This window comes from Streptomyces sp. CA-111067 (genome assembly GCF_050956065.1).
Classification (GTDB): Bacteria; Actinomycetota; Actinomycetes; order Streptomycetales; family Streptomycetaceae; genus Actinacidiphila.
In genome coordinates this window covers 996,839-1,015,111 of the sequence record NZ_CP192103.1, presented here as the reverse complement: position 1 = coordinate 1,015,111, position 18,273 = coordinate 996,839, and the positions used below count along the sequence as shown (strand labels likewise).

Sequence of the window (18,273 nt, the reverse complement as noted above, 5' to 3'; positions counted from 1 at the left end):
ACCGGCGCCCGCCGCGCGGCCGGCTCCGGACACCCGCGACGAACACCTGACCCCCGCCCGGGGCCCCTTCGAGGGGACCCGCATGGCGGCCCGCGGCCCGCAAGGACCGCCGGCCGGCCACGGCTGAGGGGATCGGCGACCCGGCCTGCCGCCAGGCCGCACCGTCCCGGGAATCGCGCTGCCACCCCACCTCAGGTTCCCCAGGGGACCCGTTTCCGAAAGGCCAGGGCCGTGCGCGGCAACCCGCACCGACACCTCACCGATCCACTGACCGCCGTCCGCAACCTGGGCATCCTCGCCCACGTGGACGCCGGCAAGACCACCCTCACCGAACGCGTGCTGTTCCTCACCGGCGCCACCCACAAGCGCGGCGAGGTGCACGACGGCACCACCGTCACCGACTTCGACCCGCAGGAGCGCGACCGCGGCATCACCATCTTCGCCGCCGCGGTCAGCTGCGCCTGGGACGGCCACCGGATCAACCTGATCGACACACCGGGGCATGTGGACTTCGCCGACGAGGTGGAGCGCTCGCTGCGGGTGCTCGACGGCGCGGTCGCGGTGTTCGACGCCGTCGCGGGCGTCGAGCCGCAGAGCGAGTCGGTGTGGCGGCAGGCCGACCGGTACGGGGTGCCCAGGATCGCGTTCGTCAACAAGCTGGACCGCACGGGCGCCGACCTGGACCGGGCGGTCGCCTCGATCCGGCAGCGGCTGCACACCGTCCCGCTGGTGGTCCAGCTGCCGATCGGCAGCGAGGACGGCTTCACCGGCGTGGTGGACCTGCTGCGGATGCGGGCGCTGGTCTGGTCCGACGGTGCCGGCGGCCTCCAGGAGGGCCCGGTGCCCGAGGGCCTGCGGGCGGAGGCGCTGCGCCGCCGCCGGCTGCTGGAGGAGGCGGCGGCCGAGCTGCACCCGGCGGTCCTGGAGGAGTTCTGCTCCGGGGCCGAGGTGTCGGCGCGGACGCTGCGCTCGGCGCTGCGCGACCTGACCCTCGGCCGCGAGGCCGTGGTGGTGCTGTGCGGCTCGGCGTACCGCGACAAGGGCGTCGAACCGCTGCTGGACGCCGTGCTGGCCTACCTGCCGGCACCGCCTGACGTGCCGCCGGTGCGCGGGACGCTGGGCGACGAGGTACGGGAGCGGGCCGCCGACCCGGCGGCGCCGTTCGCGGCGCTGGTGTTCAAGGTCAGCGCGACCGCCACCGGGCGGCTGACCTACGTACGGGTGTATTCGGGAACGATTCGGAAGGGGGACACCGTGCTGGACGCGGGCGCGGGCCGCAGCGAGCGGATCAGCCGCATCCTGCGGGTGCGGGCCGACCGGCACACCGAGCTGGACCAGGCGGTGGCCGGCGACATCGTGGCACTGGTCGGGCCGAAGGCGGCCCGCGCCGGGGCGACTCTCTGCGCGCCGGACGCGGCCCTGGTGCTGGAACCGCCGGCGGTGGCGGAACCGGTGGTCTCGATGGCGATCGAGACGGCACGCGACGCCGACACGCAGCGGCTGGTGGCGGCGCTGGCCCGGCTGGTGGAGGAGGACCCCTCACTGGTCGTACGGACCGACGCAGAGACCGGCCAGACCGTGCTGGCGGGCCTGGGCGAACTGCACCTGGAGGTCGCGGTGGAGAAGATCAGGCGCGCCCACGGCCTCGATGTCGGCGTGGGCCGGCCGCAGGTGGCCCACCGGGAGACGGTCGGCCGCGGAGTGGCGGGACTGGTCTACCGGCACGTCAAGCAGGACGGCGGCGCCGGGCAGTTCGCCCACGTCGTGCTGGACGTGGCACCGCTGGAACCGGCCGCGCGGGCGGCCGGCGAGGGCGGCGCCGACGGCTTCGTGTTCGGCTCGGCCGTGGTCGGCGGACGGGTGCCGCGGGAGTACGTCCAGGCGGTCGAGAAGGGCTGCCGGGACGCACTGATCGACGGCCCGCTCGGCGGCCACCCGGTGACCGGCCTGCGGGTCACGCTGACCGACGGGGCGACCCATCCCAAGGACTCCTCGGAGATGGCGTTCCGCACGGCCGGCCGGCTCGCCCTCAGGGAGGCCCTGCGCGCCGCCACGATGGTGCTGCTCGAACCGGTGGTGGAGGTCACCGTCACGACACCGGACGACTGCGTGGGCGCCGTGCTGGGCGACCTGTCCGCCCGCCGCGGCCGCATCTCGTCCACGACCACCACCCCGCCGGGCACGGTGATCAAGGCGACGGTCCCGCTGTCCGCGATGTTCGGCTACGCCACCCGCCTCCGCACCCACACGAAGTCCCGCGCGACCTTCACCACCCAGCCCGCGGGCTACGCCCCCGCGGCGTAAAAAAGCGCAGCCCCGCGCCCCTATCGGGGTCGCGGGGCTGCGCATGAAGCGTGGCTCCGCCACGGCGCGGCGTCGGACGTGCCCCGAAGGGGCGCGGGGAACTGCGCGACAAGCCACAACGGACTGTCAGGTGGGAGACGTCCCCAGCCACCCCATGCGCGGGGACGTTTCTGCACCGATCAAGCGGACCGCAGGTCAGACCTCGTCGTGCTGCTGCACGGCCCGACGAGCGTCAGCGTCAAGCACGCCCCACCCGATCAACTGCTCCGTCAGCACCGAAGGCGACTGGTCGTAGATCACCGCGAGCGTGCGCAGGTCGTCCTGCCGGATCGACAGCACCTTGCCGTTGTAGTCGCCGCGCTGGCTCTGGATCGTGGCCGCGTACCGCTGCAGCGGCCCCGCCTTCTCCGGCGGCACCTGGGACAGCCGCTCCAGGTCGAGGACGAGCTTCGGCGGCGGCTCGGCGGCTCCGCCCGGCGTCGTACCGGGCAGCAGCTCCTGGACGGGCACCCCGTAGAAGTCGGCGAGCTCGGCGAGCCGCTGCACGGTCACGGCGCGGTCGCCGCGCTCGTAGGAGCCCACGACCACTGCCTTCCAGCGGCCCTGGGACTTCTCCTCGACGCCGTGCAGAGAAAGGCCCTGCTGAGTGCGGATGGCGCGGAGCTTTGCTCCGAGCTGCTTGGCGTAATCGCTGGACATATGGCTCCCCGGACGGAAACTCGGTGACTCACTGTGAGGTTACGCAGCGTAATCCGGGTTGGTCAAGCCGAAAAGGTCCGACCGGTCTCTGACCTGGGCGGTCTCCGTCACCTGGTAGCGTGGTCCGCGTACATCCGACGTCCTTTAATGCCCGTCCTGTGAGGCGGGGAAGGAGGTCCCCGACCCATGGTCGAAGACCGCACGAGATCCACCGCAGCCACCGCCGCTGCCGGGACCGCCGCCCAGTCGGCCGGCGAGGTCCCCGCCCGCCCGGTGCTGGAAGCCCCGGACATCGCCCGGGTACTGACCCGCATCGCCCACGAGATCGTCGAACGCGCCAAGGGCGCCGACGACGTGGTGCTGCTCGGCATCCCCACCCGAGGCGTCTTCGTGGCCCGCCGGCTGGCCGCCAAACTCGCCGAGATCACCGGCCGGCCCACCGCCGTGGGCTCGCTCGACATCACCATGTACCGCGACGACCTGCGGCTGCACCCGCCGCGCGCGCTGGCCCGCACCGAGATCCCCGCCGACGGCATCGACGGCCGGCTGGTCGTCCTGGTCGACGACGTGCTGTTCTCCGGCCGCACCATCCGCGCTGCCCTCGACGCGCTCAACGACATCGGCCGCCCCCGCGCGGTACAGCTCGCGGTGCTGGTCGACCGCGGCCACCGCGAGCTGCCGATCAGGGCAGACTACGTCGGCAAGAACCTCCCCACCTCGCTGCGCGAGACCGTCAGGGTGCTGCTGACCGAGGAGGACGGCCGCGACAGCGTGCTGCTCGGCCAGAAGCCCGGCCCGACGCCCGGCCCGCCGGCCGACGAGTAGCGCCCCCGCGCCAGGGCCCCGTACGGGTCCTGGTGCTTCCGCGTGCCCTCGTCCAGCCCGCCCGGCCCGCCCGGCCTGCCCCATGCACTACGGAGTGACCCGATGAAGCGCCACCTGATCTCGGCCGCCGACCTCACCCGCGACGACGCCCTGCTCGTACTCGACACCGCCGACGAGATGGCCCGCGTCGCCGACCGGCCGATCAAGAAGCTGCCCACCCTGCGCGGCCGTACCGTCGTCAACCTGTTCTTCGAGGACTCGACGCGTACCCGCATCTCCTTCGAGGCCGCCGCCAAACGGCTGTCCGCCGACGTCATCAACTTCTCCGCCAAGGGCTCCTCGGTCTCCAAGGGCGAGTCCCTGAAGGACACCGCGCTCACCCTGGAGGCGATGGGCGCCGACGCGGTGGTGATCCGCCACCACTCCTCCGGCGCCCCGGACCGGCTCGCCACCTCCGGCTGGATCAACGCCTCGGTGGTCAACGCCGGCGACGGCACCCACGAGCACCCGACGCAGGCGCTGCTGGACGCCGTCACCATGCGCCGCCACCTGTCGGGCACCGGCCGCGACCTGGCCGGACGCCGGATCACGATCGTCGGCGACGTGCTGCACAGCCGGGTGGCCCGCTCCAACGTCCTGCTGCTGGGCACCCTCGGCGCCGAGGTCACGCTGGTCGCCCCGCCCACCCTGCTGCCGATCGGCGTCGAGCACTGGCCGTGCGAGGTCTCCTACGACCTGGACAAGGTGCTCGCCAAGTCCGACGCGGTGATGATGCTGCGCGTGCAGCGGGAGCGGATGAACGCCGCCTTCTTCCCCACCGAGCGGGAGTACGCCCGGCGCTACGGCCTGGACGGGCAGCGGATGGCCGTACTGCCCGAGCACGCCATCGTCATGCACCCCGGGCCGATGAACCGCGGCATGGAGATCACCGCCGAGGTCGCCGACTCGCCGCGCTGCACCGCCGTGGAGCAGGTCGCCAACGGGGTCAGCACCCGGATGGCGGTGCTCTACCTGCTGCTCGGCGGCTCGGAGCCGGCCATAGCGGCCCCCCGACCCGAAGCCGAGACCGCCCGCACCGAGGCCGGCCGCACGGAGACCGCCCGCACCGAGGAGAGCAAGTAACCATGAGTAACACCGAGAAGACACTGCTCCGCGGCGCGCGGATCCTCGGCGGTGAGCCCCGTGACGTGCTGATCGAGGGCGACACGATCGCCGCCCTCGGCACCGGCCTGTCCGGCGAGGGCGTGCACAGGACCGTCGAGGCCGGCGGCGAGATGGTGCTGCTACCGGGCCTGGTCGATCTGCACACCCACCTGCGCGAGCCCGGCCGCGAGGACTCCGAGACCGTACTGACCGGCACCCGGGCCGCCGCGACCGGCGGCTACACCGCCGTACACGCCATGGCCAACACCTTCCCGGTCGCCGACAGCGCCGGCGTCGTCGAGCAGGTCTGGCGGCTGGGGCGGGAGTCCGGCTACTGCGACGTGCAGCCGGTCGGCGCCGTCACCGTCGGCCTGGAGGGCAAGCAGCTCGCCGAGCTGGGCGCCATGGCTGACTCCGCCGCCCAGGTGCGGGTCTTCTCCGACGACGGCAAGTGCGTGGACGACGCGGTGATCATGCGCCGGGCGCTGGAGTACGTGAAGGCGTTCGACGGCGTGATCGCCCAGCACGCCCAGGAGCCGCGGCTCACCGAGGGCGCCCAGATGAACGAGGGCGTCGTCTCCGGCGAGCTGGGGCTGACCGGCTGGCCGGCCGTCGCCGAGGAGTCGATCATCGCCCGCGACGTCCTGCTTGCCGCGCACGTCGGGTCCCGGGTGCACATCTGCCACCTGTCCACGGCCGGCTCGGTGGAGATCGTCCGCTGGGCCAAGTCCAAGGGCTGGGACGTCACCGCCGAGGTCACCCCGCACCACCTGCTGCTCACCGACGAGCTGGTCCGGTCCTACAACCCGGTCTACAAGGTCAACCCGCCGCTGCGCACCGAGGCCGACGTCCTGGCGCTGCGCGAGGCGCTCGCCGACGGCACCATCGACTGCGTCGCCACCGATCACGCCCCGCACCCGCACGAGGACAAGGACTGCGAGTGGGCCGCGGCGGCGATGGGCATGGTCGGCCTGGAGACCGCGCTGTCCGTGGTGCAGCACACCATGGTCGACACCGGCCTGCTCGACTGGGCCGGCATCGCCGACCGGATGTCGGCCAGGCCCGCGGTGATCGGCCGGCTGGCCGGCCACGGCCGCCCGATCGCGGTGGGCGAGCCCGCGAACCTGGTGCTGGTCGATCCCGCATACCGTGGTGTGGTCAACCCCGCGGGCTTCGCCTCCCGCAGCCGCAACACCCCCTACGAGGGCCGCGAGCTGCCGGGCCGGGTGTTCGCCACCTTCCTGCGGGGCCGTGCGACGGTCTTGGACGGGAAACTCACGTGACACCTCTGACTCAGGTGACGGCGACGGCCGGCGGCAGCGCGCTGGCCGCGGGCAAGCACTCCGCGAAGGTCACCGACCTCACCGACCGGATCGGCTGGATCGTCGGCCTGGCGCTGTTCGTCGCGCTGGTCTACTGGCTGATGCGGCAGGGCTGGCAGTGGCGCCGCACCCTCCAGGGCGGCCTGCCCGAGCTGCCGCAGGCCCCGGAGGCCCCCGCGGAACCGCTGCTGACGATGGACGGCCGCTACCACGGCAGCACCAGCGCCGGGCAGTGGCTCGACCGGATCGTGGCGCACGGCCTCGGCGTCCGCAGCATGGTCCGGCTCACCCTGTCCGAGCAGGGCCTGGACGTGGACCGCACCGGCGCCCCGAGCTTCTTCGTGCCCGCCGCCGCGCTGCGCGGCGCCCGGCTGGACAAGGGGATCGCGGGCAAGGTGCTCACCGAGGGCGGCCTGCTGGTGGTCACCTGGGAGCACGGCGGCACCCTCATCGACTCCGGCTTCCGCTCCGACCGGGCCGCCGAGCACCCCGCATGGGTCGAGCAGATCGACCGGCTCAGTGGCGACAGCGTCGTCGTCTTCACCGACACCCGGCCTGGCACCAGGCAACCCGACAAGGAAGGCGCGCAATGACGACCTCCACCCGCGCGGCCACCGCACCCGCCGTACTCGTCCTGGAGGACGGCCGCGTCTTCCGCGGCCGCGCCTACGGGGCAGTGGGGGAGACCCTCGGCGAGGCCGTGTTCTCCACCGGCATGACCGGCTACCAGGAGACGCTGACCGACCCCTCCTACCACCGCCAGGTGGTCGTCATGACCGCCCCGCACGTCGGCAACACCGGCGTCAACGACGAGGACCCCGAGTCCTCCCGCATCTGGGTCGCGGGCTACGTCGTACGCGACCCCGCCCGCACCCCGTCCAACTGGCGCTCCCGCCGCTCGCTGGACGAGGAACTGGCCGCCCAGGGCGTCGTCGGCATCAGCGGCATCGACACCCGCGCGCTGACCCGGCACCTGCGCGAGCGCGGCGCCATGCGGGTCGGCATCTTCTCCGGCGGCGCGCTCGACAGCGGTTCCGCCGCGGGGATCGCCGACGACGCCACCCTGCTCACCCGGGTCAGGCAGGCACCGGAGATGACCGGCGCCGACCTGTCCGCCGAGGTGGCCACCCAGGAGTCCTACGTCGTCCCGGCGGTCGGCGAGAAGCGCTTCACCGTCGCCGCCCTGGACCTCGGCATCAAGGGCATGACGCCGCGGCGGATGGCCGAGCGCGGCATCGAGGTGCACGTGCTGCCCGCCACCGCGAGCGTCGAGGACGTCTACGCGGTCGCCCCCGACGGGATCTTCCTGTCCAACGGCCCCGGCGACCCGTCCACCGCCGACCTCACCGTCATCAAGGCGGCCCTGGAGCGCGGCACCCCGCTGTTCGGCATCTGCTTCGGCAACCAGCTGCTCGGCCGGGCCCTCGGCTTCGGCACGTACAAGCTCAAGTACGGCCACCGGGGCATCAACCAGCCGGTCCAGGACCGTTCCACCGGCAAGGTCGAGGTCACCGCGCACAACCACGGCTTCGCCGTGGACGCGCCGCTGGACCAGGTCAGCGACACCCCGTACGGCCGCGCCGAGGTCAGCCACGTCTGCCTCAACGACAACGTGGTGGAGGGCCTGCGGCTGCTCGACCGGCCCGCGTTCAGCGTCCAGTACCACCCGGAGGCGGCGGCCGGACCGCACGACGCCGCCTACCTGTTCGACCGCTTCACCGATCTCATGGAGGGCCAGCGTGCCTAAGCGCACCGATATCCAGTCCGTCCTGGTCATCGGCTCCGGCCCGATCGTCATCGGTCAGGCCGCGGAGTTCGACTACTCCGGCACCCAGGCGTGCCGGGTGCTCAAGGCCGAGGGCCTGCGGGTCATCCTGGTCAACTCCAACCCGGCCACGATCATGACCGATCCGGAGATCGCCGACGCCACCTACGTCGAGCCGATCACCCCGGAGTTCGTCGAGAAGATCATCGCCAAGGAGCGCCCCGACACCCTGCTGCCCACCCTCGGCGGGCAGACCGCGCTGAACACCGCCATCTCGCTGCACGAGAACGGGGTGCTCGCCAAGTACGGCGTCGAGCTGATCGGCGCCAACGTCGAGGCGATCAACAAGGGCGAGGACCGCGAGCTGTTCAAGGGCGTGGTCGCCGCCGTCAACGCCAAGATCGGGTACGGCGAGTCCGCCCGCTCGGTGATCTGCCACTCCATGGACGACGTGATCGCCGGGGTGACCACCCTCGGCGGCTACCCGGTCGTGGTCCGGCCCTCCTTCACCATGGGCGGCGCCGGCTCCGGCTTCGCGCACGACGAGGAGGAGCTGCGCCGGATCGCCGGCCAGGGCCTGACCCTGTCGCCGACCACCGAGGTGCTGCTCGAAGAGTCCATCCTCGGCTGGAAGGAGTACGAGCTGGAGCTGATGCGCGACAAGCACGACAACGTCGTGGTCGTCTGCTCCATCGAGAACTTCGACCCGATGGGCGTGCACACCGGAGACTCCATCACCGTCGCCCCGGCGATGACGCTGACCGACCGCGAGTACCAGATCCTGCGGGACATCGGCATCGCGGTGATCCGCGAGGTCGGCGTCGACACCGGCGGCTGCAACATCCAGTTCGCGGTCAACCCCGAGGACGGCCGGGTCATCGTCATCGAGATGAACCCGCGGGTCTCCCGGTCCTCCGCGCTGGCCTCCAAGGCCACCGGCTTCCCGATCGCCAAGATCGCCGCCCGGCTCGCGGTGGGCTACACCCTGGACGAGATCCCCAACGACATCACCCGCAAGACCCCGGCGTCCTTCGAACCGACCCTGGACTACGTGGTCGTCAAGGTGCCGCGGTTCGCCTTCGAGAAGTTCCCGGCCGCCGACGCCACCCTCACCACCACCATGAAGTCGGTCGGCGAGGCGATGGCCATCGGCCGCAACTTCACCGAGGCGCTGAACAAGGCGCTGCGCTCGCTGGAGAAGAAGGGCTCGCAGTTCGACTTCACCGGCGAGGCCAGGCCGCAGGACAAGGCGGCGCTGCTGGAGCGGGCCGCGATCCCCACCGACGGCCGGATCAACACCGTCATGGACGCGATCAGGGCCGGAGCCAGCGCGCAGGAGGTCTTCGACGCCACGAAGATCGACCCCTGGTTCGTGGACCAGATGTTCCTGATCAAGGAGCACGCCGACGAGCTGGCCGCCGCCGACCGGCTCGACCCCGCGCTGATCGCCGATGCCAAGCGGCACGGCTTCTCCGACGCGCAGATCGCCGGCATCCGCGGCCTGCGCGAGGAGGTCGTCCGCGAGGTCAGGCACGCGCTGGGCATCCGCCCCGTCTACAAGACGGTGGACACCTGCGCCGCCGAGTTCGCCGCCACCACCCCGTACTTCTACTCCAGCTACGACGAGGAGAGCGAGGTCGAGGCCCGCACCCGGCCGGCCGTGATCATCCTCGGCTCCGGGCCCAACCGGATCGGCCAGGGCATCGAGTTCGACTACTCCTGCGTGCACGCCTCCTTCGCGCTGCACGACGCCGGCTACGAGACCGTGATGGTCAACTGCAACCCGGAGACCGTCTCCACCGACTACGACACCTCCGACCGGCTCTACTTCGAGCCGCTCACTCTGGAGGACGTCCTGGAGATCGTGCACGCCGAGACGCTGGCAGGACCGGTGGCCGGCGTCATCGTCCAGCTCGGCGGGCAGACCCCGCTGGGCCTGGCGCAGGCGCTCAAGGACAACGGGGTGCCCGTCGTCGGCACCTCCCCGGAGGCGATCCACCTCGCCGAGGATCGCGGCGCGTTCGGCCGGGTGCTCGCCGAGGCCGGACTGCCCGCGCCCAAGCACGGCACCGCCACCTCGTTCCCCGGCGCCAAGGCCATCGCCGACGAGATCGGCTACCCGGTACTGGTACGCCCCTCGTACGTGCTGGGCGGCCGCGGCATGGAGATCGTCTACGACGAGACCAGGCTCGCCTCGTACATCGCGGAGTCCACCGAGATCAGCTCCGACCGGCCGGTGCTCGTCGACCGGTTCCTCGACGACGCCATCGAGATCGACGTCGACGCGCTCTTCGACGGCCACGAGCTCTACCTCGGCGGCGTCATGGAGCACATCGAGGAGGCCGGCATCCACTCCGGCGACTCCGCGTGCGCGCTGCCGCCGATCACGCTGGGCGGCCACGACATCAAGCGGCTGCGCACCTCCACCGAGGCGATCGCCCGCGGGGTCGGCGTGCAGGGCCTGATCAACATCCAGTTCGCGCTGGCCGGGGACATCCTCTACGTCCTGGAGGCCAACCCGCGCGCGTCCCGCACGGTGCCGTTCACCTCCAAGGCCACCGCGGTGCCGCTGGCCAAGGCCGCCGCCCGGATCTCGCTCGGCGCGACCGTCGCCGAACTCCGCGCCGAGGGCCTGCTGCCGGCCACCGGCGACGGCGGCACGCTGCCGCTGGACGCGCCGATCTCGGTCAAGGAGGCGGTGCTGCCCTGGTCGCGGTTCCGCGACGTGCAGGGCCGCGGCGTGGACACCATCCTCGGCCCGGAGATGCGCTCCACCGGCGAGGTGATGGGCATCGACACGGTGTTCGGCACGGCGTACGCGAAGTCGCAGGCCGGGGCGTACGGTGCGCTGCCGACCAAGGGCCGCGCGTTCATCTCGGTGGCCAACCGCGACAAGCGCGCACTGATCTTCCCGGCCCGCGCGCTGATCGAGCACGGCTTCGAACTGCTCGCCACCTCGGGCACGGCGGAGGTGCTGCGCCGCAACGGCATCGAGGCGCGGGTGGTCCGCAAGCAGAGCGAGGGCGTCGGCGCGGACGGCGAGCCCACGGTGGTGACGCTGATCCACGAGGGCGAGATCGACCTGATCGTCAACACCCCGTTCGGCACGGGGGGCCGCCTGGACGGCTATGACATCCGCACGGCCGCGGTGGCCCGCGGAGTCCCCTGCCTGACGACGGTCCAGGCGCTGGCGGCGGCGGTCCAGGGCATCGACGCTTTGACGCGCGGCGAGATCGAGGTGCACTCCCTCCAAACCCACGCGAGCCGCCTCACGGCGAGTCGCAACCAATAACCCGGCCCCGGCCGCCCCGGGGTTTCGGGGCGCGTGCCCGCGCCCCGGCCGCCCCGGGGTTTTAGGGGCGCGGGGAACTGCGCGACAAGCCACAGCGGTGGCGCGCGTGGCCACCGGCCCGAAGGGGCTGGTGCTGTCCTTGCCCGACCACCGGCCGGTGGTGGGCTGGTCGCGCAGTTCCCCGCGCCCCTGCGGGGCACGAACGACCGGGGCTGGTCGCGCCCGCGCGGCGCCAGCCGCAAGTTGGATGCAGCCCCGCGCCCCTGCGGGGCACGAACGACCGGGGCTGGTCGCGCCCGCGCGGCGCCAGCCGCAAGTTGGATGCAGTCCCGCGCCCCTGCGGGGCACGAGCCGCCGGGGCCGGTCGCCCCGGCCACGCCGGGTTTTTAAGGGGCGCGGGGAACTGCGCGACCAGCCACGACGGCGTGGCACACGACCGGATCACCCAGCCCGTCGCGGCGGCAGCCGCAAAGCCACAGCCCGCGCCCAGGCCGGGGCGCATCGAACCGAACGAGACAAGGCAACGCCATGTACCCGCTACTGTTCCGGCTGCTCTTCCGCAGGATGGACGCCGAAAAAGCGCATCACCTCGCCTTCAGGTGGATCCGCCTCGCCGCCCGGATCCCGGTCCTGCGGACCTTCGTCGCCGCGGCGCTGGCCCCGCGCCACCGCGGATTGCGGACCGAGGCGTTCGGGCTGAGGATGCACGGGCCGTTCGGCCTCGCCGCCGGGTTCGACAAGAACGCGCTGGCCGTCGACGGCCTCGCGATGCTCGGCTTCGACCACGTCGAGATCGGTACCGTCACCGCGCAGCCGCAAGCCGGCAACCCTACGCCCCGGCTGTTCCGGCTGGTTCCCGACCGCGCGCTGATCAACCGGATGGGGTTCAACAACGACGGATCCGCCGCCGTCGCCGCCCGGCTCGCGGCCCGCAAGGAGATCTTCCGTACCACCGTCGGCGTCAACATCGGCAAGACCAAGTCAGCAGCCGAACACGAGGCCGTTTCCGACTACGTGACCTCCACCGAGCGGCTCGCCGGCCACGCCGACTACCTCGTGGTGAACGTGTCCTCGCCGAACACGCCGGGCCTGCGCGACCTCCAGGCGACGGCCGCGCTCCGGCCGCTGCTCATGGCCGTACGCGAAGCGGCCGACCGCACAGTGCCGGAACGCCGCGTGCCGCTGCTCGTCAAGATCGCCCCCGACCTCGCCGACGAGGACGTGGACGCCGTCGCCGACCTCGCCCTGGAGCTGGGCCTGGACGGCATCATCGCCACCAACACCACCGTCGCCCGCGACACCCTGCCGCTGCTCGCGGACCCGGCGGTCATCGCCCAGGCCGGCGGCCTGTCGGGCGCGCCGCTGGCCGACCGCTCACTGGCGGTGCTGAGCCGGCTGTACGCCCGGGTCGGCGACCGGATCACCCTGGTCGGCGTCGGGGGCATCGACGACGCCGAGGACGCCTGGCAGCGCATCCTGGCCGGCGCCACCCTCGTCCAGGGCTACAGCGCCTTCATCTACCGGGGCCCGCTGTGGATGCGTACCGTCCACAAGGGCCTGGCCGCCCGACTGGCCACCAGCCCGTACGCCACCCTCGCCGAAGCTGTCGGCGCCGAGACCCGGAAGGCGACCGTATGACCGCCACAGAACCGCACCTGGACAGCGAGCCCTTCGGAGCCAGGCTGCACCGCGCCATGTCCACCAGGGGCCGGCTGTGCGTCGGCATCGACCCGCACGCCGCGCTGCTCACCGACTGGGGCCTGAACGACGACGTACCGGGCCTGGAGCGCTTCACCATGACCGTGGTGGAGACGCTGGCCGAGACCACCGCGGTGTTCAAGCCGCAGTCCGCCTTCTTCGAGCGCTTCGGCTCGCGCGGGGTGGCCGTCCTGGAGCGGGCCGTGACGGCCGCCCGGCAGGCCGGCGCCCTGGTGCTGATGGACGCCAAGCGCGGCGACATCGGCTCCACCATGACCGCCTACGCCGCCACGTACCTGCACAAGGACTCGCCGCTGTTCTGCGACGCGGTCACCGTCAGCCCCTACCTGGGCTTCGGCTCGCTGCGGCCCGCGCTGGACGCGGCGCGGATCTCCGGCGCCGGCGTCTTCGTGCTGGCGCTGACCTCCAACCCGGAGGGCCACGAGGTGCAGCACGCCGTGACGCAGGAGGGGCCGCGGGTCGGGCAGCTGATGCTGGACCACGTGGCGGCCGAGAACGCCGGGGAGACGCCGCTCGGCTCGGTCGGCGCGGTCATCGGCGCGACCCGCAAGGACCTCGCCGACTTCGACCTCGCGGTCGGCGGCCCGCTGCTCGCGCCCGGCATCGGAACCCAGGGCGCCACCCCGGCGGACCTTCCGGGCATTTTCGGCGCCGCGCTCGACCAGGTGGTGCCGAGTGTCAGCCGCGGGCTGCTGCGGCACGGCCCCGATTCGCGCGCGTTGCGGGACTCCGCTCTCCGTTATGCGGACGAGGTGCGGGCCGCGATCCGCTAAGTGTGAAGAAAATGTGAGGAAGACGTCTGCCGAGGTCGGAGCGGCAAGGGCAATACCGGCGGTAATACTGACGGGTAATAAGCGAGAAAAACGGCCAGAAAAAGGGCCGGTTTCAACCACCGGCCTCATTGACCCCGTCAGGCGTTCCGCTTTGCCCCATATATCCCGCCGGATCAAGGCTGACCAGGACTTTTCATCTGTTCTCGCTGACTTGGGCCGTTCGGACCGCTAGTCTCCGACAGGAGCGGCGGCGTTCACACCTGCTGCTCACCGTCCCGCAGCAGCGGGGCAACTGTGTTCCACAGGGTCCATATCCGATTGCTCTACATCCGAGGTGACGTAGGCGTGGCTCTTCCGCCCCTTACCCCTGAACAGCGCGCTGCCGCGCTCGAAAAGGCCGCCGCGGCTCGCCGGGAGCGCGCCGAGGTCAAGAACCGGCTCAAGCACTCCGGCGCTTCTCTGCACGAGGTCATCAAGCAGGGCCAGGAGAACGATGTCATCGGCAAGATGAAGGTCTCCGCTCTGCTCGAATCCCTTCCCGGCGTCGGCAAGGTGCGCGCCAAGCAGATCATGGAGCGGCTCGGCATCTCAGAAAGCCGTCGCGTACGCGGTCTGGGCTCGAACCAGATCGCTTCGCTGGAGCGCGAGTTCGGCGGCGCCTCCGCCTGACATCCCGACCATGGTCCCGGTGCATCGGGGAACCAGGGATAATCGCTCCATGAGCTCTCGGTCCCCGGGGCAGACCATCCTCGCTACGCGACTGTGCTCTCCGGCCCCTCAGGGGTCGGCAAGAGCACCGTCGTCGCGCACCTGCGCACGATGTACCCCGAGGTGTGGCTCTCGGTGTCGGCCACCACCCGCAGACCACGCCCCGGGGAACAGCACGGCGTCCAGTACTACTTCGTGGACGACGACGAGTTCGACAAGCTGGTCGCGAACGGGGAACTGCTGGAGTGGGCCGAGTTCGCCGGCCACCGCTACGGCACCCCGCGCAGGGCGGTGCTCGACAAGCTCTCCGCCGGTGAGCCGGTGCTGCTGGAGATCGACCTCCAGGGCGCCCGGCTGGTCCGGGAGTCGATGCCGGAGGCCCATCTGGTCTTCCTCGCCCCGCCCAGCTGGGACGAGCTGGTCCGCCGGCTGACCGGCCGCGGCACCGAATCGGCCCAGGTCATCGAGGAGCGGCTCAGCGTCGCGCGGGTCGAGCTCGCGGCCGAGACCGAGTTCGACGAGACCCTTGTCAACACCTCTGTCGAGGATGTAGCACGCGAGCTGCTAGCCTTGATGCAGATTGACTGATCAACTTCCGCTTTCTTCCATCAGTAGGGTAGGTAGAGCGTGTCCTCTTCCATCACCACGCCCGAGGGCATCATCAACCCGCCGATCGACGAGCTGCTCGAAGCGACCGACTCCAAGTACAGCCTGGTGATCTACGCGGCCAAGCGCGCCCGCCAGATCAACGCGTACTACTCCCAGCTCGGCGAAGGCCTGCTGGAGTACGTCGGCCCGCTTGTCGACACCCATGTGCACGAGAAGCCGCTCTCCATCGCGCTGCGCGAGATCAACGCGGGTCTGCTGACGTCCGAGGCCGTCGAGGCGCCGCCGCACTGATCCCGGCACCCGGTCACGGCTCACGGGCCGTACCTCTTTCGCATATCCACCATGGGCCCGGCGGCGCGACCGCCGGGCCCATGGTGTGTCATGGGGAGCAGGCGCGGGCCGTACGGCCGCGGCACCGACAGCGGGAGTGACGATGGGCGGACCACAGGTCGTACTGGGCGTCAGCGGCGGCATCGCGGCCTACAAGGCGTGCGAGCTGCTGCGCCGGCTCACCGAGTCCGGGCACCAGGTGCGGGTGGTACCGACCGAGTCCGCGCTGCACTTCGTCGGCGAGGCCACCTGGTCGGCGCTGTCCGGCCGGCCGGCCGCCACCCGGGTCTGGGACGACGTCCACCAGGTCCCGCACGTACGGATCGGGCAGGACGCCGATCTGGTCGTGGTCGCCCCCGCCACCGCCGACCTGCTGGCCAGGGCCGCCCACGGACTCGCCGACGACCTGCTCACCAACACCCTGCTCACCGCCCGCTGCCCGGTGGTCTTCGCGCCCGCGATGCACACCGAGATGTGGGAGAACCCCGCCACCAGGGAGAACGTCGCCACCCTGCGCCGCCGGGGCGCCGTCGTGATCGAGCCCGCCGTCGGCCGGCTCACCGGAGTGGACACCGGCAAGGGCCGGCTGCCCGACCCCGACGAGATCTTCCGGGTCTGCCGCCAGGTGCTGGCCCGCGGCCCGGTCGCCCCCGACCTGGCCGGCCGCCATGTGGTGATCAGCGCCGGCGGCACCCGCGAACCGCTCGACCCGGTCCGCTACCTCGGCAACCGCTCCTCGGGCAAGCAGGGCTACGCGCTGGCCCGTACCGCCGTGGCCCGCGGCGCCCGGGTCACCCTGGTCGCCGCCAACACCGGCCTCACCGACCCCGCGGGCGCCGACGTGCTGACCGCGGGCACCGCCGAGCAACTGCGCGAGCTGGTGCTGAAGGCCGCGGCCGACGCCGACGCGGTGGTGATGGCCGCGGCCGTCGCCGACTTCCGCCCCGCCCACTACGAGGCCGGCAAGATCAAGAAGAAGGACGGCGAGGAGCCCGCCCCGCTCGCCCTGGTCCGCAACCCCGACATCCTGGCCGAGCTGTCCGCGAACCGGCCGCGGACCGGACAGCTGGTCGTCGGCTTCGCCGCCGAGACCGACGACGTCCTCGCCAACGGCCGCGCCAAGCTCGCCCGCAAGGGCTGCGACCTGCTGGTGGTCAACGAGGTGGGGGAGCACAAGGCGTTCGGCGCCGAGGAGAACGAGGCGGTGGTGCTCGGCGCGGACGGCAGCCGGACGCCGGTGCCGTACGGGCCCAAGGAGGCACTCGCCGACCAGGTGTGGGATCTCGTCGTCGCCAGGTTGACCTGAGGCCCGGACCTGAGGCGCCAGACCATGACATATCCCATCGGTTGAGATGTCGCGCCTGAATTCGCGGCCCGGGCGATAGGCTGTCCTGCGGAGTGCCAGGCGCAGCCCCGCGCACCCCGCCAAGAATTCAGCCAGCAGCCGCTGCAACCCCAGGGAGCGATGTGTCCCGCCGCCTGTTCACCTCAGAGTCCGTCACCGAGGGCCACCCCGACAAGATCGCTGACCAGATCAGCGACACGATTCTCGACGCACTGCTGACCGCGGACCCGCACTCCCGGGTCGCCGTCGAGACGCTGATCACCACCGGTCAGGTGCACATCGCGGGAGAGGTGACGACCACCGCGTACGCGGACATCGCCACCCTGGTGCGCAACAAGATCCTCGACATCGGCTACGACTCGTCCAAGAAGGGCTTCGACGGCGCCTCCTGCGGCGTCTCGGTGTCCATCGGCGCGCAGTCGCCCGACATCGCCCAGGGCGTCGACACCGCGTACGAGAAGCGCGTCGAGGGCTCCGCACAGGCCGTCGAGGACGAGCTCAACAAGCAGGGCGCCGGCGACCAGGGCCTGATGTTCGGCTACGCCTGCGACGAGACCCCCGAGCTGATGCCGCTGCCGATCACCCTCGCGCACCGGCTGTCCAGGCGGCTCACCGAGGTCCGCAAGAACGGCCAGATCCCTTACCTGCGCCCGGACGGCAAGACCCAGGTCACCATCGAGTACGACGGCGACAAGGCGGTCAGGCTCGACACCGTCGTGGTCTCCTCGCAGCACGCCTCCGACATCGACCTGGAGTCGCTGCTCGCCCCCGACATCCGCGAGTTCGTGGTGGAGGTCGAGCTCAAGGCGCTGCTCGAGGACGGCATCAAGCTCGACACCGACGGCTACAAGCTGCTGGTGAACCCGACCGGCCGGTTCGAGATCGGCGGCCCGATGGGTGACGCGGGCCTCACCGGCCGCAAGATCATCATCGACACGTACGGCGGCATGGCCCGGCACGGCGGCGGCGCCTTCTCCGGCAAGGACCCGTCCAAGGTCGACCGCTCCGCCGCCTACGCCATGCGCTGGGTCGCCAAGAACGTGGTCGCCGCGGGACTCGCCTCGCGCTGCGAGGTCCAGGTCGCCTACGCGATCGGCAAGGCCGAGCCGGTCGGCCTGTTCGTGGAGACCTTCGGCACCTCCAACGTGGACGCCGAGAAGATCGAGCAGGCCATCACCCAGGTCTTCGACCTGCGCCCTGCCGCGATCATCCGCGACCTCGACCTGCTGCGCCCGATCTACTCCCAGACCGCCGCGTACGGTCACTTCGGCCGCGCGCTGCCCGACTTCACCTGGGAGCGCACCGACCGGGTGGACGCGCTGCGCGCCGCCGCGGGCCTGTAACCCGCGGCCGAACCCCGCACCGCATTCGCCGAGGCCCGGCACCCCTGACGACGGGGCGCCGGGCCTCGGCGTGTGCGGGGCTGTCCGACCCATCTG

15 protein-coding genes are annotated in these 18,273 nt (G+C 71.8%); 14 read left to right on the top strand and 1 reads right to left on the bottom strand.

Annotated elements, in window-relative coordinates:
* Positions 1-231 precede the first annotated feature (231 nt).
* The gene (gene fusA, locus ACQPW6_RS04335; RefSeq protein ID WP_433888189.1) at positions 232-2,304 is read left to right on the top strand and encodes an elongation factor G; all 2,073 of its coding nucleotides are present in this window, start codon (positions 232-234) and stop codon (positions 2,302-2,304) included.
* A 195-nt stretch (positions 2,305-2,499) separates the two neighbouring features.
* On the opposite strand, the gene bldD is transcribed toward fusA, so the two are convergent.
* Entirely contained in the window at positions 2,500-3,003 is a 504-nt protein-coding gene (gene bldD, locus ACQPW6_RS04330; RefSeq protein WP_433888188.1) for a transcriptional regulator BldD, read from the bottom strand.
* Between the two features lie 186 nt (positions 3,004-3,189).
* Here bldD and pyrR point away from each other — a divergent pair, with 186 nt between their 5' ends.
* The 13 genes from pyrR (at position 3,190) to metK (ending at position 18,177) form a co-directional block, all read left to right on the top strand.
* Positions 3,190-3,828: a bifunctional pyr operon transcriptional regulator/uracil phosphoribosyltransferase PyrR gene (gene pyrR, locus ACQPW6_RS04325; RefSeq protein ID WP_433888187.1), complete on the top strand. Its 639-nt coding sequence runs from the start codon at positions 3,190-3,192 to the stop codon at positions 3,826-3,828.
* A 102-nt stretch (positions 3,829-3,930) separates the two neighbouring features.
* A complete protein-coding gene (locus tag ACQPW6_RS04320; protein WP_433888186.1) occupies positions 3,931-4,950 on the top strand; it encodes an aspartate carbamoyltransferase catalytic subunit in 1,020 nt (339 codons plus the stop codon).
* 2 nt (positions 4,951-4,952) lie between these two features.
* Positions 4,953-6,254: a dihydroorotase gene (locus ACQPW6_RS04315; protein ID WP_433888185.1), complete on the top strand. Its 1,302-nt coding sequence runs from the start codon at positions 4,953-4,955 to the stop codon at positions 6,252-6,254.
* 5 nt (positions 6,255-6,259) lie between these two features.
* Positions 6,260-6,886 carry a hypothetical protein gene (locus tag ACQPW6_RS04310; RefSeq protein ID WP_433894417.1) on the top strand — a complete coding sequence of 209 codons (627 nt, stop codon included), beginning with the start codon at positions 6,260-6,262 and terminating at the stop codon, positions 6,884-6,886.
* Complete coding sequence (carA, locus tag ACQPW6_RS04305; RefSeq protein ID WP_433888184.1) at positions 6,883-8,040, top strand: glutamine-hydrolyzing carbamoyl-phosphate synthase small subunit; 1,158 nt, start codon at positions 6,883-6,885, stop codon at positions 8,038-8,040. Before ACQPW6_RS04310 ends, carA begins: the two co-directional genes overlap by 4 nt.
* A complete protein-coding gene (carB, locus tag ACQPW6_RS04300; protein WP_433888183.1) occupies positions 8,033-11,350 on the top strand; it encodes a carbamoyl-phosphate synthase large subunit in 3,318 nt (1,105 codons plus the stop codon). Before carA ends, carB begins: the two co-directional genes overlap by 8 nt.
* A gap of 528 nt (positions 11,351-11,878) precedes the next feature.
* On the top strand, positions 11,879-12,988 hold the full coding sequence (locus tag ACQPW6_RS04295; RefSeq protein ID WP_433888181.1) for a quinone-dependent dihydroorotate dehydrogenase: 1,110 nt from the start codon (positions 11,879-11,881) through the stop codon (positions 12,986-12,988).
* Between the two features lie 17 nt (positions 12,989-13,005).
* The gene (gene pyrF / locus ACQPW6_RS04290) at positions 13,006-13,842 is read left to right on the top strand and encodes an orotidine-5'-phosphate decarboxylase (RefSeq protein ID WP_433894416.1); all 837 of its coding nucleotides are present in this window, start codon (positions 13,006-13,008) and stop codon (positions 13,840-13,842) included.
* 345 nt (positions 13,843-14,187) lie between these two features.
* Positions 14,188-14,511, top strand: a complete 324-nt coding sequence (locus ACQPW6_RS04285; RefSeq protein WP_093712873.1) for an integration host factor — start codon at positions 14,188-14,190, stop codon at positions 14,509-14,511.
* A gap of 93 nt (positions 14,512-14,604) precedes the next feature.
* Positions 14,605-15,138, top strand: a complete 534-nt coding sequence (gmk, locus tag ACQPW6_RS04280) for a guanylate kinase (RefSeq protein ID WP_433888180.1) — start codon at positions 14,605-14,607, stop codon at positions 15,136-15,138.
* A 39-nt stretch (positions 15,139-15,177) separates the two neighbouring features.
* Complete coding sequence (gene rpoZ, locus ACQPW6_RS04275; protein ID WP_433888179.1) at positions 15,178-15,450, top strand: DNA-directed RNA polymerase subunit omega; 273 nt, start codon at positions 15,178-15,180, stop codon at positions 15,448-15,450.
* A gap of 142 nt (positions 15,451-15,592) precedes the next feature.
* Positions 15,593-16,795, top strand: coding sequence for a bifunctional phosphopantothenoylcysteine decarboxylase/phosphopantothenate--cysteine ligase CoaBC (gene coaBC, locus ACQPW6_RS04270; protein ID WP_433888178.1), 1,203 nt, complete (start codon positions 15,593-15,595; stop codon positions 16,793-16,795).
* A gap of 161 nt (positions 16,796-16,956) precedes the next feature.
* Positions 16,957-18,177, top strand: coding sequence for a methionine adenosyltransferase (gene metK, locus ACQPW6_RS04265; RefSeq protein WP_433888177.1), 1,221 nt, complete (start codon positions 16,957-16,959; stop codon positions 18,175-18,177).
* Positions 18,178-18,273 lie beyond the last annotated feature (96 nt).

What these genes read in the sequence shown, in the direction of transcription:
- ACQPW6_RS04315 (WP_433888185.1), top strand. Translation starts at nt 4,953, where the DNA reads ATGAGTAACACCGAGAAGACACTGCTCCGCGGCGCGCGGATCCTCGGC.
- ACQPW6_RS04320 (WP_433888186.1), top strand. Translation starts at nt 3,931, where the DNA reads ATGAAGCGCCACCTGATCTCGGCCGCCGACCTCACCCGCGACGACGCC.
- coaBC (WP_433888178.1), top strand. Translation starts at nt 15,593, where the DNA reads ATGGGCGGACCACAGGTCGTACTGGGCGTCAGCGGCGGCATCGCGGCC.
- pyrR (WP_433888187.1), top strand. Translation starts at nt 3,190, where the DNA reads ATGGTCGAAGACCGCACGAGATCCACCGCAGCCACCGCCGCTGCCGGG.
- carA (WP_433888184.1), top strand. Translation starts at nt 6,883, where the DNA reads ATGACGACCTCCACCCGCGCGGCCACCGCACCCGCCGTACTCGTCCTG.
- bldD (WP_433888188.1), bottom strand. Translation starts at nt 3,003, where the DNA reads ATGTCCAGCGATTACGCCAAGCAGCTCGGAGCAAAGCTCCGCGCCATC.
- ACQPW6_RS04295 (WP_433888181.1), top strand. Translation starts at nt 11,879, where the DNA reads ATGTACCCGCTACTGTTCCGGCTGCTCTTCCGCAGGATGGACGCCGAA.